The organism is Priestia sp. USM5, from assembly GCF_058323215.1.
Window position 1 is genome coordinate 1,007,020 of the sequence record NZ_JBSGKN010000001.1, and the last position, 14,041, is coordinate 1,021,060.

Here is a 14,041-nt window from a genome sequence, read left to right on the forward strand (position 1 = left end):
GATCCTCTACTGCAAGTGCAGCTGTTCCCGCTCTTTTTTTACTTGTTCTAGCTGTGAAATCGTAACAAGCTGATATCCTTGTGCGTGAAGCTGCTTCATAATTTCAACCGCTGCTTCGGCACTTGTTTGATAAATATCATGCATTAAAATAACTTTTCCGTCTCCGACTTGGCTCATAACTGCTTGAACGGAGTGAGGAACGTTTCGATATTTCCAGTCTTCAGGATCGATATCCCATAGAGTCACGCCAACATTTCCGACATAACGTCTTACATTTGCATTCACAGCTCCATAAGGAGGACGTACATGCAGTGGTTCATAGCCGCTCACTTGTTTAATAAGCGCTTGGGTATCGCCTATTTGGTGTTTGACCTGCGCTTCATTTAAACGTGTGAGCTGAGGGTGGTCCCAAGAGTGATTTCCGACTTCGTTGCCTTCCTTCACCATACGTTCGATTGTTTCAGGATAATATTGAACGCGGCTTCCTAACACAAAAAAGGTAGCGTGTCCGTTCACTTCTTTTAATCCATCTAAAATCACATTGGTAGATGCAGGGTTAGGTCCATCATCGAAGGTCATCGCAACGACTTTTTTAGTTGGATCAATAGGCGCTCCTTGCTGCGGTATTTCGTTAACGATATGTTTTGGAGGCGTTTCTTTGACTTTATTTTTATTTGCTGCTTCGTCTTTGTAAGCATCACTCAGCATGTCTTTAAATAAATCTTTTTGGATAGCGATCGTTTTGGTTTTCGTTTGTTCAGCACCTAGCTGATAAGGCTTAAAGTAGATCACAATACTGTTTTCAAGCAGCGCAAACTGACTGAAATTTTGATTGGCTGCCTGAGTTCCTTTTTGAAGGCCCGGGTCAAAATCAGCTTTTTTCATTTGTTTTTTTAATTCAGCATATGAAATAGCCGAAAGGCGATCTAAATAGTTTGCATTCTCGTTAAATAAATCTTTTAACGTCATTTGTTTTTGAGCAGGCAGGTCAAATGTAAAGGTTTTGAGAGAAGACGTTCCTTTCTCTCCATTTACAGATTCATATTCATCAAAGACAACGCTTAGCGTTTGCTTGCTGTAATGGACGATTTTATATGTAATCGTTAATTCAGATTTTTTCTTTTTTGACTGCTTCTTCAGCTTTTTTTCATAGTGTGCCACTTGATCTGTTACGTAAGCTTGAATGGATTGATCAATTTCTTTTTTACCAAAGGAAGGGTAGCTAATGGCATAGCCTCCGTCGGTAAGGTCCTTAACTAGCGTTTGAATTTCAACGTCTGGATAGGTTTGATCTGTTTGAATACTTGCCGTTTTTTTCTCTGTACTGTTTGCTTTGACGATATACCCTGCTGTACCAAGAAACAAAATACAGCATCCAAGCAGTGTCAAAATACGTTTGTAGCCCATGGTTTTCATGTAGTAATATTCCCCTTTTTGTATATATCTACCTAATAGACGCATGAGACCATCATTTAGTTTTACTTTTTTTAAAAAAAAACCAAACTATTTTTCTACTCATTCCGTCTACCTTATAGATGTACTTCAGCAAGAGAAAATAGAAGGGGTATGAAAGACAATGAAAAAACACGATGCACATCAGATGCTCGTAGCATGCATAACCGAGCATAAAGCAGATTTTTACCGGCTTGCTTTTAGCTATGTAAAAAATCAAGAAGATGCGCTTGATATTGTGCAAGAATCGATTAAAAAAGCACTCATTTCAATAGACAGTATCAAAGATATTCAATCGATTAACAGCTGGCTTTATAAAATTGTTGTACGAACAGCAATCGATTTCCTGCGTAAGCATAAACGTTTAACGCTTATGGGCGATGAAGAGCTTGAGTATCTGAGCAGCGGACGTGAAGATCAGTATGAAGATATTGATTTAAAGCAAGCAATGGATCAGCTGCCGATTAAATATAAGACCATTATTATTCTGCGGTTTTTCGAAGATTTAAAAATGGACGAAATTGCGGAAATCATTGAGGAAAATGTAAATACAGTAAAGACAAGGCTATACAGAGCGTTGAACCTGTTGCGGATTACGATGACGGAGGAGGACTTAGAACAATGAATGAAAAAATAGAAAAGTTAAAGAAGCAGTATCATGACATTCCTATTCCAGACGAATTAGATGGTGTTGTTGCACAGGCACTTTCTTCACACCCTCGTAAAAAGAAATTCTATATTTGGCCGAGCTCGATTGCGGCAGCAGCGATGATTTTTATCACAACGGTGAATGTAAGTCCAGATGCGGCAAATGCAATGGCAAAAATTCCTGTACTGGGAAAAGTAGTAGAAGTAATTACATTTGAGGAACTAAAACAAGAAGAAAAGCATTCTCGTATTGACGTGAAAACACCATCGATTTCAGGCTTGGAAAACAAAGGTCTTCAAACAAACTTAAATGAAAAGTATATAAAAGAAAATGAACAGCTGTATGAACAGTTTAAAAAAGAGATGAAAACATTACGAAAAGAAGAGAAAGGAAACGTGGCTGTCAGCAGCGGCTATGATATTATGACGGATACCGATGATTTGCTTGTGGTTCATCGATATGTGGAAGAATCGAGAGCTTCAACGTCGAGCGTTAATCAGTACGACACGATTGATAAAAAACACGAAGTGCTCGTTACGCTTCCAAGTTTGTTCAAAGATAAAAGCTATATAAAGGTCATTAGTGAAAATATTAAACAGCAAATGAAAGATCAAATGAAGCATGAAGAAGGCAAAATCTATTGGCTGACTGAAGAAGATATGGATCCTTTTAAAGAGATTGCTGAAAATCAAAGCTTCTACATTACAAAAGATCACAAGCTTAGAATTGTATTTGATAAATACAAAGTCGCTCCAGGATATATGGGAAACATTGAGTTTGAAATTCCAACGGACGTTATTTCAAACCTTCTAGTTGGTAAACGGTATATTCATTAAAAACCAGGCGTGAACACTGAACGTTCACGCCTGGTTTTTACATAAAGAAACGTTTAAATTTATTTTTATGCAAAATAAGTTGAAATATATAAGCAATCATGTATAATATTCTGTATATATTTTCATTCTTTTTATTTATAAAGTCTTAGGGACAAATGATGTGAACGGTTGCATTTCTAGAGAGGAAGTGAAGAGGTGAAACGCACGTTAAATCAAGATACGATTAAAGATGCCATGCTGTTTAATCAGCTTGTGATGCAAGTAAGCAAAGCTCTTTGGAAGTCTACTGAAAAGGATTGGGAACAGTGGGTTAAGCCGTACGATCTGAGCATTAATGAGCATCACATTTTAGGGATTGCTTATCAGCTGGAAATTGCGTCGATGACCGACATTTCAAAGCTAGGCGTCATGCATTTATCCACAGCTTTTAACTTTGCAAAAAAATTGCACCTGCGGGGCTATCTTACCCTTTCTAAAAATGAGAAAGATAAGCGGAATACATACGTGCAGCTCACAGAAGAAGGAAAAAAGATGTTTTTAAAAACGATCGAGGATTATAACCCTCTTGAAAATCCTTTGTTTCAAGGAGCGATGCCGCTGCGAGATGTTTATGGAGAGCTGCCTGACTTTGTTGAGCTGACGGCTCTGATTCGAAGCATATACGGAGATGATTTTGCCCAGTTCATCGAACGTTCTTCTCAAGAGCCCGCTAGCTTGAAAAAATAAAAAAGCCTTCTTGTGCAAGCTGAGAAGGCTTTTTTGCATATCAACTTTTTTCAGTTAACCGTTCAAGTTCTTCTGAGGAATGGGCCATCTTCTCAATCCGCAGAGATAGCTGCTTCATTGCGTCAGCGATTTTATCAAGCTCTTTTTTTGTTAGAACGGTTTGCTGTTTGTTCTCGGTTGTTATGCTAAGGACGTTCGTGAAAAAAGAAGTAATGTTGTTCATATTGTCAGCTGTATCTTTTGTTAATGTAGCGACTTCTCCACCTAACGCCGAAACGCTTTCGATTTGTTTTTGAATGTCTCCGATAAAAGTAGAAATATTAGAAATCGATTTCTTCGTTTCTTCTGCAAGCTTCCGTACTTCCTGTGCCACCACTGCAAATCCTTTTCCATGCTCACCTGCTCGAGCAGACTCAATCGAAGCGTTTAATGCCAATAAATTCGTTTGCTCCGCAATAGAAGTAACAATGGAAACAATTTGATGAATTTGCTGTGATGTATGTTCGAGCGTTTTCATTTTGTTTTGAATGAGCGACGTATTTTTTTGTATGCTTCCAAGCATGTTTTGTTCTTCTTTTAATTTTGCTTGACTCGTAACGGATTCCTTCTCAATGACTTCTGCTAGTTCAGAGCTTTTGTTTGCATAAGAAACGACGTCAGAAGACTGACTGTGCATTTGATTCATAAATTTCTTCGTTTCTTCAGATAACGAAGAAAGGATAAATGATGTACGAGAGATTTCTAGCTGAATTTTCTCTTTTTGAGTCTGAAGTCCAGTGCGCTGCTCGTCATATTCAAGCTCATAGGCTTTTAACACGATTTGCTGTTCTAGACTAATAAGTTTTGTCATACTTGCGATAAAAGCTAGACATTCTTCTTTTGATTCCATCGTACGTTCACATACTGAAAGAAGCGACGTAAATAAATTTTGGAATGCGCACAAATACCAGTTTGGCTCAAGTCCAATTTTAACGTGCATCTTGGAAATTTTTTGACGTTTTACCACAAAAGCGTCGTCTATTTGTCCATCAAACATTTCTAAGATGTGCTGTTTTAACGTTTGTTTTAATGCATGGACGCTGCTGTGCTTTTCGATAATCGCAACCAAATGAGCCTGTTCGCCAATAGCTTTATAAAAATCATTCACGATTTCTTCGATGGCGTTCAGCGCGTGAACTTGAAATCTGGCAATGCGTTCGAGATCCTCTGCCGTTAAGGAAATCATGTTAATCTGCTTTTTTATCATCGGGTCCGATACATGAAGCTTTACAGTGATGGATTCGACAGCCGCGGCTTCGGGGTGCACGTTGTTTCGTTTAAACCAATTCATGTTTATCACCTTTATTTGCTAGAATAGTTGTTTTTCTCTTCTTCTTATATTTCGGCGTTTTACGTCCAAGAGTTGAGGCTGTTTAAAAAGATTGTTATCAAATTGTTATCTTCTATTAATTGAATTGTTATCCGCAGATGGTATGGTTGTACGGTGCTTAAAACATGATTCGGGGAGGAAACGAAATGAAAAAAATGCTATCGGCGCTTCTTGTAGGAGGAGCTTTATTTGCAAGTCCGGCAATGGGACATGCTGCGTTTGGCGACACGGTTTTAAAACAAGGGATGACAAATGATGATGTTGAACAAGTTAAAACGGTGTTAAAAGATAAAGGATTTTTAAAAGGCGAAGTATCGCGTTATTTTAATTATGAAACAAAAAAAGCGGTTATGGCTTTTCAAGAGAAACATAACCTAGAAGCAGATGGAATTGTTGGAGAGAATACATACAATGCATTAGGTAAAGGCGGCGTTGTAGAAGGCGAATCAGAAGTGAATACGGATAAAGTAATCAGCAAAGCAAAATCCTTAATGGGCACCCCGTACAAATGGGGCGGCACTACACCTTCGGGATTTGACTGCAGCGGATATCTTCAGTATGTATATAAAGAAAGCGTAGGCGTTGATATTCCAAGAACGGTTGAAGATATCTATAAAGCAGGTGAAAATGTAAGTGAACCGCAGGTAGGAGATCTTGTTTTCTTTGAAACGTACAAAGAAGGTCCTTCTCATGCAGGCATTTATCTTGGAGACGGGCAGTTTATTAACGCATCGTCTTCTAAAGGCGTTACAATTAGCGATAAAAATTCAAGCTATTGGAAAGAGCGCTATATAGGAGCAAAGCGTATTGCAGTCAACTGATTCTTCATTTAATAGATAAGAAAAGACAAAGCTTAGGAGCTTTGTCTTTTTTTGTTTGGGTTTCAGTAGGTAGGAGGAAGTAGGAAATAATCCTATGCAAAACGGGCTGGTCATGTGCGTATTTGTATAAAAACGTGATAAAAGTTCTGTCACCTTTCTGATAAAGCTTGTATATATTGGTAAAGTAATCTCTTAAGTTACGTCAATGGTTATAGGTAATTTGAAGGGATAGCAGCATAAAAAGGAGGAACAAAATTTATGTTTTTTTGTTGTTACCGTCGCTATGTAGAAAAGATAAAACACCTGTTGTTTTCAAATCGATTTGCTGAATTTATTCAGGAAAACACAAAAAAAGCAGTAGAAGACGTTGTTTATTCCGACACGTTTAAAGAATATGTGATCAGTATTATTAAAGAAGCTCAAGAATCACCTTTTAAAGAAATTGCCAAGCAGTATATCGGACAAGAAGTTGTAATTGAAACAACGGCTGGTCCGCTTGAGGGCGTCGTGACGTTTGTTGGGGATAACTATTTAGAATTGATAGAGTCTTCCACATCAACGGTATTACTGCCATTTACAAGCATCGTCACCATTCAAAGTGCTTAAACGAAAGGAGAGAAAAGTATGTTTCAAGATGCATTAAGAGAAAATGTGGGTTCATTTGTGCAAATCATCACAGCTATTGACGTTATTAATGGAACACTGCTTGCTGTTACGGACGCAGCTGCTGTTGTACGTACATCAAGCTCATATGGTGAGCCAACGGATGTAACCATTCCACTAGTATCCATTACGTATGTTCGAATTTTTAGCGGAGTTGAGTGAGTTTGAAAGTATCAGTGATTATTCCAGCCTGTAACGAGGCCGATTCTTTGTTACCTGTCATTAAAGAAGTTCAAAAAATGAAGCCGTTTGAGATTATTGTCGTAGTAAATGGATCCAGTGATACAACAAAGGAAATAGCTGAGGATGCAGGATGCCGCGTTGTTTATTATGAAGAAGCTCTTGGTATTAATATTGGAAGAGCCATTGGGGCTAAGAAAGCAAAAGGAGATATTTTGCTTTTTTTGGACGGAGATATAGCGGTTCCTCATGAGGAGCTGATGAAATATACGCAAGCTATAGAAACCGGTCATGATATCGCTTTAAATAATCTTACATGGATTATGAAACGAAAGGTGCGTCCTCATCCTGTTTCTGTTGCCAAATATATGCTGAACTTGTGCTTACAGCGTGAAGATTTATCCGTTCAAGCCTTAACAGCTATTCCTCATGCCATCAAAAAAACATCAGCAGCTAAAATCGGATACGAGAATTTAGCTCATCCGCCCCTCGCTCATACGATTGCTCTTTTAAAAGGAATGTCAATTGTTGCACCGTGTTCTTCAGACGTTATTTATACAAACAAGATTCGAAACACTCATAAAACCATTCCTACCAATTCCCCTTTTCCTATTTCCACTAACTATATCATTGGAGATCACATTAAAGCGTTAGCTCATCTTATTGAAGAAAAAGGAATAAGAGGCGGACTAACAGACGGCGATCGAAACCGGGAAGTTGTTTCGGCTTATACACCGAATGTGAAACGGAAAACAGGCGTTAAGTACAGCGCCGTTATTCCAGTAGGTGAAGAAAAAGAAACGATTGCAAGCGTGATCCAAGAAGTGAAAAAAGCAGGAGTGGAAGAAATCATCGTGGTTGCCAACGGAGCCGATGAAGTGACGGTTAAACGAGCAATTGAAGCGGGTGCTACTGTTCTTCATTACAAACAGCGGCTTGGGCATAACGTCCCTCGAGCAATTGGTGCGATGTACAGCAGCGGTGAGATTTGCTTGTTCATAGATGGAGACATTGTGATTTCCGCGGAAGATTTACGACGGTATTTAGAAGCAGCTGACCAAGGCATTGATGTAGCGCTTAATAATTTAGAGTGTTTGCTGGATGAAGTGCATCCTATTCACTCTGTAAGTGCGGCGAAATATTTTCTTAATATCATTTGTAAACGTCCTGATTTGACAATCAATACAACGACGGCGATTCCGCATGCAATTAAACGGGATGTAATGGAGAAGGTTGGCTACGAATCTCTTATTATTCCGCCTTTATTTCAATTAAAAAGTATTATGTACGGCTTTATGGTTCAGCCCGTTCATTTTGTTGATGTGGCGCGAACGAACCGGATTCGAAAGGAGCACATGAAAGTCAAAGGTTTGGCGGCATCAACGCAGCGTATTCTAGGAGATTATGTTGAGGCCCTTGCATACTATATTAGTCAAACAAGTGAAAGAGGCGAGTTTCTTCCGGACATACGAAGACATGATATCTTGTTTGAGGTGTTGAAGAATGAATAAAAAAGTTGCTGTTATTGGTCTAGGGTATGTGGGATTGCCGCTTGCTCTTTTATTTGCAAAGAAAAACTATAGCGTCGTTGGTCTTGATATTGACGCACGAAAAATTGACGCGCTAAAACAAGGGAAAAGCTATATTCCAGATGTACGTAATGATGTGATTCAAACCCAGAAAAATTTTCAAGCATATGAATTAAAAAAAGGTATTTCCGCATTTCAAGCATGCGATTATGTAGTTGTGACCGTGCCAACTCCTATTACAGAAAATCATAACCCCGATCTAGGACCAGTCATTAGCGCATCTAAATTTTTGAAAGAACATATGGTAAAAGGGCAAACCGTTATTTATGAAAGCTCTACTTACCCAGGCACGCTTGAAGAAGTCGTTTTGCCTATTTTGAAAGATTCCAACTTACAGGCAGGTAAAGATTTTTATCTAGCTTATTCTCCAGAACGAGTTGATCCGGCAAACAAATCATACGATATTGAGCATATTCCAAAAGTGATTAGCGGCTACAGCAAAGACTGCCTTTATCACGTGCAGACGTTTTATGAAAGTATTTTTCAGCAGGTGGTGCCTGTTTCTTCTCCAAAAGTAGCGGAAATGTGCAAGCTGTTTGAAAACATTCAGCGCCTTGTTAATATTTCGTTGGTGAATGAAACAAATGAATTGTGCGAGGAATTAGGGATTGATTTTCATGAGGTATTACAGGCGGCATCTACTAAGCCGTTTGGGTTCACACCGTATTATCCAGGACCCGGAATTGGAGGGCACTGCATACCCGTTGATCCGCTTTATTTTTTATGGAAACTAAAGCAAAATGGGTTAACGAGCGAACTTATTGAAGCTGCTCATCATATTAATGAAGAAATGCCAAATAAAGTAATTAGACGTGTTGAAAAGCAGCTCGCAGCAAATGAGAAACGCGTGTTTGTTGTAGGCATCGCGTATAAAAAAGACGTAAATGATATGCGTGAATCGCCGGCGCTGACGGTATGTGAAGGTCTTTTAGCCAAAGGATATGAGCTGACGTATCATGACCCTTACATTGACTCCGCTATATTAAATAAGCAAACGTATTTCTCTGTCCCGCTGACAAAAGAAGAAGTTAAAAAAAGCGATGTTGTACTTGTGTTAACCGATCACAGTCAAATCGATTGGTCGATTGTAAAATACGCAAAAAAAGTTGTCGATACAAGAGGTATTTTAAACAAATGAAGCCGCTGAATTGTTCAGTGGTTCTTTTTTTAGGGGTGATATCAATGAAAACTCTTTCTGTCGTGCTGCCCGTTTACAATGAAGAAGAAACGCTAAAAAGCGTGCTTAAACAAATTAAAAAAGTGAACGTGCTTGAGATTATCATAGTTGCAAACGGCTGTACCGATGCTTCAGTTAAAATAGCGAAAGAAGAAGGGTGCACGGTAAAAGTAATAGAAAAGCGTATGTCTCCACATGAAGCGAGAATGGAAGGGGCAAAGGCTGCTAAAGGAGATGCCGTCTTATTTGTAGACGGAGACATTATCCTTTCGTCTTCTGAGATTGAGCGTTTTGTGCAGGCGCTGTTATTTGGGCATAGCGATGTGGTGCTAAACAAGTGGGAAAAAACAAAGATGAATACTTTTAACCGCAGCGAGCTTACGTGGAGTACGGTTTTGCATCATGCACTTGGAAAGCCTCATCGTGCCAACGCTTGTTTAAAAGCGCCTTACGGTGTGCTAGTAAGCGTATTAAAGAACCACTGGGAGTTGCCGCCTCTTTCTTTATTTGTGACGTTCTTAACACAGTATCGTGTAAGCTCGCATATTACGATTGAAACGCAGGGAAAGGGAAGCTTTCGTCCGTTTGATCGCCCGCTGCGTAGCAGAGAACGAATTCAATCCTACCAGCAGCTTCTTCAAACATACTATACGCTTGCATCAAATCGTAAAAGGCGAGTGGATATGCTCGCACAGCCTCTTCCAGTTGTGGAGCACGGCTGGGGGAAATTATCTTCTTTTTATGGAGGCAAACAGCTGTCTGTTATTGTTCCGGTTTGCAACGAAGAAGGAACAATCAAACAAGTGATTGCAGAAGCAAGAAAACTCGAGCCATTAGAAATTATTGTCGTAATTAACGGTTCTACTGATCAGTCCGAGGCGTATGCCAAAGAACAGGGTGTTAAAACCATTGTTTACGATGAGCGGTTAGGGCATGATTGCGGAAGAGCTGCGGGGGCCCTTGCAGCAACGGGAGATATTCTTCTCTTTATAGACGGGGATTTTGTTCTTTCAGCTCAAGAGTTGTATCCATTTGCTTCAGCGGTAGCGAGCGGTGTTGATGTAGCTTTAAACATATGTGAAGATGAAGCCAAGCTCACGCATGTTGTGCAGGGGTGGAAGTACGTGTTAAATGAGACAGTAGGAAGAAAGGATTTATTAATGAGCTCGATGACAGCTGTTCCTCATGCCATAAGCAGAGAGTGCCTGCAAAAAATTGGAGCTGAATCTCTTGTGATGCCGCCTTTTGCTCAAGTAAAAGCAATAATAGAAAATTTTCATGTGCAGGCCGTTCATCATGTTGACGTAAATAAATTTAATCGGTTTCGATATTCTGAACACCTATCATTGAAGAGCCATTCTCCTACGGCAGAACTCATTGTTCACGATCATATTTTTGCTTTTCTCTCTTATCTTCAGCGTGACTGATCAGAGAGTATGGCCTTATTTTCAAAAAAACGTTTTAAAATGAGATAAGAAAATTTGCTGATATCTTGTTTTTCTGTTCTAACCCCTTGAATTTGTTCACAGTTGTAACTAAAATTGTTACATGTGCAGACAAAAGTAAAAAAGGAGGAAAAGAAATGAAAAGCTATCAGCTTGGAACGTTTTTACTTCGTCTTATGTTAGGGCTAACGTTTTTTATTCATGGTCTTGGCAAATTCCAAAGCGGTATTGATAATACGGTCGGTTTTTTCCACAGCATGGGCATTCCTGCGTTTTTCGCTTATGCGGTTGCGGTTATTGAATTCGTAGGGGGAGCCGCTATGATTCTTGGGTTTCAAACGCGTTTAATAGGTGTTCTGTTTGCGATTGTGATGATTGGCGCTATTTTTACAGCGAAAAGCGGTGCTGGTTTTACAGGTGGCTATGAGCTTGAGGTTGCCCTTTTTGTCGTTTCGCTTCATATGATTCTAGCAGGAAGCGGCGCGTACGCGTTAGACAACCGATTACAAAAACCAGAAGAACATTATTCTTAAAAAGGTAGGCGCTATGCGCCTACCCTTTTTTGTAAAATATATCCTTCTATCGATTCATTTTTACTAAAATATACAGCTATCTTTTTAAGAAAATTCGTATATATGGTACTATTTGGTCATAGATGACTATACAGTCATTCTATTTGAACGATACGGGGAGGTTTTAACATGAAAACCGAAAGAGAAAACGGAATCGTCCGTCAAGTGAATACGATTCAAACAAAAGAAGAGCGCTTTAATCCTTTTTCATGGTATGAAGAGATGAGAAACAGCGCGCCTGTGCGATGGGATGAAGAAAGGCAGGTATGGGATGTTTTTCACTACGATGGGGTCAAAGAAGTGCTGGAACAAAAAAATATTTTTTCTTCTGATCGAAGACCTCCACAAAACCAAAGACAAACTGCTCTAGGAACGAGCCTAATTAATATTGATCCGCCTAAGCATGCTGAAATGAGAGCGCTTGTTAATAAAGCTTTTACGCCTAAAGCAATGAAAGCATGGGAGCCTAAAATTGCGCGCATTACCGCTGAATTATTACAAGAAGTTGAGCATCTTGAAGATATTGATATAGTCGAGCATCTTTCCTATCCGCTTCCGGTTATGGTAATTGCCGATATTTTAGGCGTCCCGATAGAAGATCAGCGTCAGTTTAAAGACTGGTCGGATATTATCGTAGCGGGTCCATCGAATAATGAACGTGAAACGCTCGAAAAATTGCAGCAAGAGAAAATGAAAGCAAACGATGAGTTAGAAACTTACTTTTATCGAATCATTGAAGAAAAGCGCACGCAGCCAGGAGATGATATTATTTCCGTGCTTCTTCAAGCAAAAGAAGAAGGGAAGCAGCTAACGGATGAAGAAATCGTCGGGTTTTCCATTTTGCTGCTGATTGCAGGAAACGAAACAACTACGAACTTAATTTCAAATACAATTTATTGTTTAATGGAAGATAAGGCTTCTTTTGAACACCTCAAACGTGAGAAAGAGCTTTTGCCTTCTGCGATCGAAGAAGTTCTTCGCTATCGTTCACCCGTTCAGGCTCTTCACCGAATCGTAAAAAAAGATGTGACTCTTGCAGGTCAAAAACTAAAAGCGGGCGAACACGTTATTCCATGGATGGGATCCGCGCACCGAGACGCGCAGTACTTTGAAGACCCGGATGTATTTAAAATCGACCGAAAGCCAAATATGCATATGGCATTTGGAAGAGGGATTCATTTTTGCTTAGGAGCACCGCTTGCTCGAATCGAAGCAAAGATTATGCTGGCTGAGCTGATTGACCGCTATCCGCATATGGACTGGAGCCCGGCATTTGAGTTAAAGCCGATTGAAAGCACGTTTGTATACGGGTTAGAAGAATTATTGATTCGTAAACATGTATAAAAAAAGCACGCTTTGCGTGCTTTTTACTCTTTCTCTGCCTGAATTCTCGCTTCAGCAATTTTATCCGTATGATCATATCCCCATTTAAACATCAGCTCGATAATAGGAATGAGAGTTTCTCCAAAAGGCGTTAAATAATATTCTACTTTAGGCGGAACTTGTTTGTAGACTTCGCGGTGGATAATTCCGTCGCGCTCAAGTTCGCGAAGCTGCAGCGTGAGCATTCGCTGCGTCACGCCTGGAATGAGTCTGCGCAGTTCATTAAAGCGCCGGCGTTCCTTCGATAATTGATATAAAATGACGCTTTTCCATTTGCCTCCGACTACATCAACGGCTGCTTCCACAGGGCAAGAATAGCCGTGAGGCTCCCATTTTGTTAAGTCGTATTTCATAGTGATTACTCCTTTTATCCGTGAGTTCAGCTGAATTTGTGCTGTTTATACTATAGCACGTCTTATTTGATAAAAACATGGAAATGATTCATGGAATTATTGACGGAAAATTAAAAAAGTAATGGAAATAATTATGAGTTTGTTGTATGATGAAACTATGAAAATAACTTTTCTATTAAAAAGCGAAATATTTTGAAAGCGCTTTATTTATAAAGAACGACAGGGGAAAGGGCGGAGGAACGATGAAAAGATTTATCAAAATAGAAAAAAGAAATCACGTGGCGGTTGTACGAATGAATCAGTCGATGCTTAATCGTTTGAACAGTGAAGTTATGTATGAGCTGCAAGAAACGATGAATGAGCTGCAGCACGATGCGTCGGTTGGATCTATTGTATTTATGGGAGAGTACTATAAAATGAACGGCGATCATAGAACAACTTCTTTCCTGCGTGAAGAAACAGGAAGGCTTTATCAGCCGATTCATGCAGTAACAGCTCGAGCGATTTTTCAGCGCATTTCATGCAGCTCCAAACAAACGATTGCGCTTCTTACAAACTTTACGTTTGGCGGAGGGTATGAGTTAGCTTTAGCATGCGACGTACGAATTGCAGAAGAACCTGTGCAGCTCAAGTTAACAAACGGCATGACTGTTAGTGCGCAAGAAGCATGCAACATGGGAAAAGTGCAGCACGTTGTGCAAAAAGGGAAAGGATTAGAATATTCACTTGCGCTCAATGCATTAGAAAAGGAAGCTTAAAAAGCGCTTTCACTTTATTCCCTATAAAGTGAAAGCGCTTTTATTTTATTTTATTGGCAAAATAGTAT

Annotated in this window: 15 protein-coding genes; 12 read left to right on the forward strand and 3 right to left on the reverse strand. The window is 39.5% G+C overall.

Annotated features, from left to right (window positions below; translation table 11 throughout):
- Positions 1 to 6: 6 nt before the first annotated feature.
- A complete protein-coding gene (locus tag ACWATA_RS05165; protein ID WP_473049607.1) occupies positions 7 to 1,416 on the reverse strand; it encodes a polysaccharide deacetylase family protein in 1,410 nt (469 codons plus the stop codon).
- 160 nt (positions 1,417 to 1,576) lie between these two features.
- Between ACWATA_RS05165 and sigV the strand changes: the two genes are divergently transcribed.
- The 3 genes from sigV to ACWATA_RS05180 all read left to right on the forward strand — a co-directional run bounded on the left by sigV (position 1,577) and on the right by ACWATA_RS05180 (position 3,663).
- Positions 1,577 to 2,077 carry an RNA polymerase sigma factor SigV gene (sigV, locus tag ACWATA_RS05170; RefSeq protein WP_028415003.1) on the forward strand — a complete coding sequence of 167 codons (501 nt, stop codon included), beginning with the start codon at positions 1,577 to 1,579 and terminating at the stop codon, positions 2,075 to 2,077.
- Positions 2,074 to 2,937, forward strand: a complete 864-nt coding sequence (gene rsiV / locus ACWATA_RS05175; RefSeq protein ID WP_028415002.1) for an anti-sigma-V factor RsiV — start codon at positions 2,074 to 2,076, stop codon at positions 2,935 to 2,937. Before sigV ends, rsiV begins: the two co-directional genes overlap by 4 nt.
- A gap of 195 nt (positions 2,938 to 3,132) precedes the next feature.
- Positions 3,133 to 3,663: an HTH-type transcriptional regulator Hpr gene (locus tag ACWATA_RS05180; RefSeq protein ID WP_473049608.1), complete on the forward strand. Its 531-nt coding sequence runs from the start codon at positions 3,133 to 3,135 to the stop codon at positions 3,661 to 3,663.
- A gap of 40 nt (positions 3,664 to 3,703) precedes the next feature.
- On the opposite strand, the gene ACWATA_RS05185 is transcribed toward ACWATA_RS05180, so the two are convergent.
- On the reverse strand, positions 3,704 to 4,993 hold the full coding sequence (locus ACWATA_RS05185) for a protoglobin domain-containing protein (RefSeq protein WP_473049609.1): 1,290 nt from the start codon (positions 4,991 to 4,993) through the stop codon (positions 3,704 to 3,706).
- A 185-nt stretch (positions 4,994 to 5,178) separates the two neighbouring features.
- Between ACWATA_RS05185 and ACWATA_RS05190 the strand changes: the two genes are divergently transcribed.
- The 8 genes from ACWATA_RS05190 to ACWATA_RS05225 all read left to right on the forward strand — a co-directional run bounded on the left by ACWATA_RS05190 (position 5,179) and on the right by ACWATA_RS05225 (position 12,823).
- A complete protein-coding gene (locus ACWATA_RS05190) occupies positions 5,179 to 5,853 on the forward strand; it encodes a C40 family peptidase (protein ID WP_033579928.1) in 675 nt (224 codons plus the stop codon).
- A gap of 258 nt (positions 5,854 to 6,111) precedes the next feature.
- Positions 6,112 to 6,459 carry a hypothetical protein gene (locus tag ACWATA_RS05195; RefSeq protein WP_033579929.1) on the forward strand — a complete coding sequence of 116 codons (348 nt, stop codon included), beginning with the start codon at positions 6,112 to 6,114 and terminating at the stop codon, positions 6,457 to 6,459.
- 18 nt (positions 6,460 to 6,477) lie between these two features.
- Complete coding sequence (locus ACWATA_RS05200; protein ID WP_033579930.1) at positions 6,478 to 6,678, forward strand: hypothetical protein; 201 nt, start codon at positions 6,478 to 6,480, stop codon at positions 6,676 to 6,678.
- Positions 6,679 to 6,680: 2 nt separating this feature from the next.
- Positions 6,681 to 8,207, forward strand: a complete 1,527-nt coding sequence (locus ACWATA_RS05205) for a glycosyltransferase family 2 protein (protein ID WP_049166022.1) — start codon at positions 6,681 to 6,683, stop codon at positions 8,205 to 8,207.
- Positions 8,200 to 9,423 (forward strand): nucleotide sugar dehydrogenase, encoded by a 1,224-nt coding sequence (locus ACWATA_RS05210; RefSeq protein ID WP_033579932.1) that lies wholly within the window; start codon positions 8,200 to 8,202, stop codon positions 9,421 to 9,423. The genes ACWATA_RS05205 and ACWATA_RS05210 overlap by 8 nt, the downstream gene beginning before the upstream one ends.
- 44 nt (positions 9,424 to 9,467) lie before the next feature.
- Complete coding sequence (locus tag ACWATA_RS05215) at positions 9,468 to 10,889, forward strand: glycosyltransferase family 2 protein (protein WP_176343513.1); 1,422 nt, start codon at positions 9,468 to 9,470, stop codon at positions 10,887 to 10,889.
- A 155-nt stretch (positions 10,890 to 11,044) separates the two neighbouring features.
- Complete coding sequence (locus tag ACWATA_RS05220) at positions 11,045 to 11,440, forward strand: DoxX family protein (protein WP_013058570.1); 396 nt, start codon at positions 11,045 to 11,047, stop codon at positions 11,438 to 11,440.
- Positions 11,441 to 11,608: 168 nt separating this feature from the next.
- Positions 11,609 to 12,823 carry a cytochrome P450 gene (locus ACWATA_RS05225; protein WP_049166020.1) on the forward strand — a complete coding sequence of 405 codons (1,215 nt, stop codon included), beginning with the start codon at positions 11,609 to 11,611 and terminating at the stop codon, positions 12,821 to 12,823.
- A 23-nt stretch (positions 12,824 to 12,846) separates the two neighbouring features.
- Here ACWATA_RS05225 and ACWATA_RS05230 read toward each other — a convergent pair whose 3' ends face one another.
- The gene (locus ACWATA_RS05230; RefSeq protein WP_013084552.1) at positions 12,847 to 13,215 is read right to left on the reverse strand and encodes a winged helix-turn-helix transcriptional regulator; all 369 of its coding nucleotides are present in this window, start codon (positions 13,213 to 13,215) and stop codon (positions 12,847 to 12,849) included.
- Positions 13,216 to 13,457: 242 nt separating this feature from the next.
- Here ACWATA_RS05230 and ACWATA_RS05235 point away from each other — a divergent pair, with 242 nt between their 5' ends.
- The gene (locus ACWATA_RS05235) at positions 13,458 to 13,973 is read left to right on the forward strand and encodes an enoyl-CoA hydratase/isomerase family protein (RefSeq protein WP_473049610.1); all 516 of its coding nucleotides are present in this window, start codon (positions 13,458 to 13,460) and stop codon (positions 13,971 to 13,973) included.
- Positions 13,974 to 14,041 lie beyond the last annotated feature (68 nt).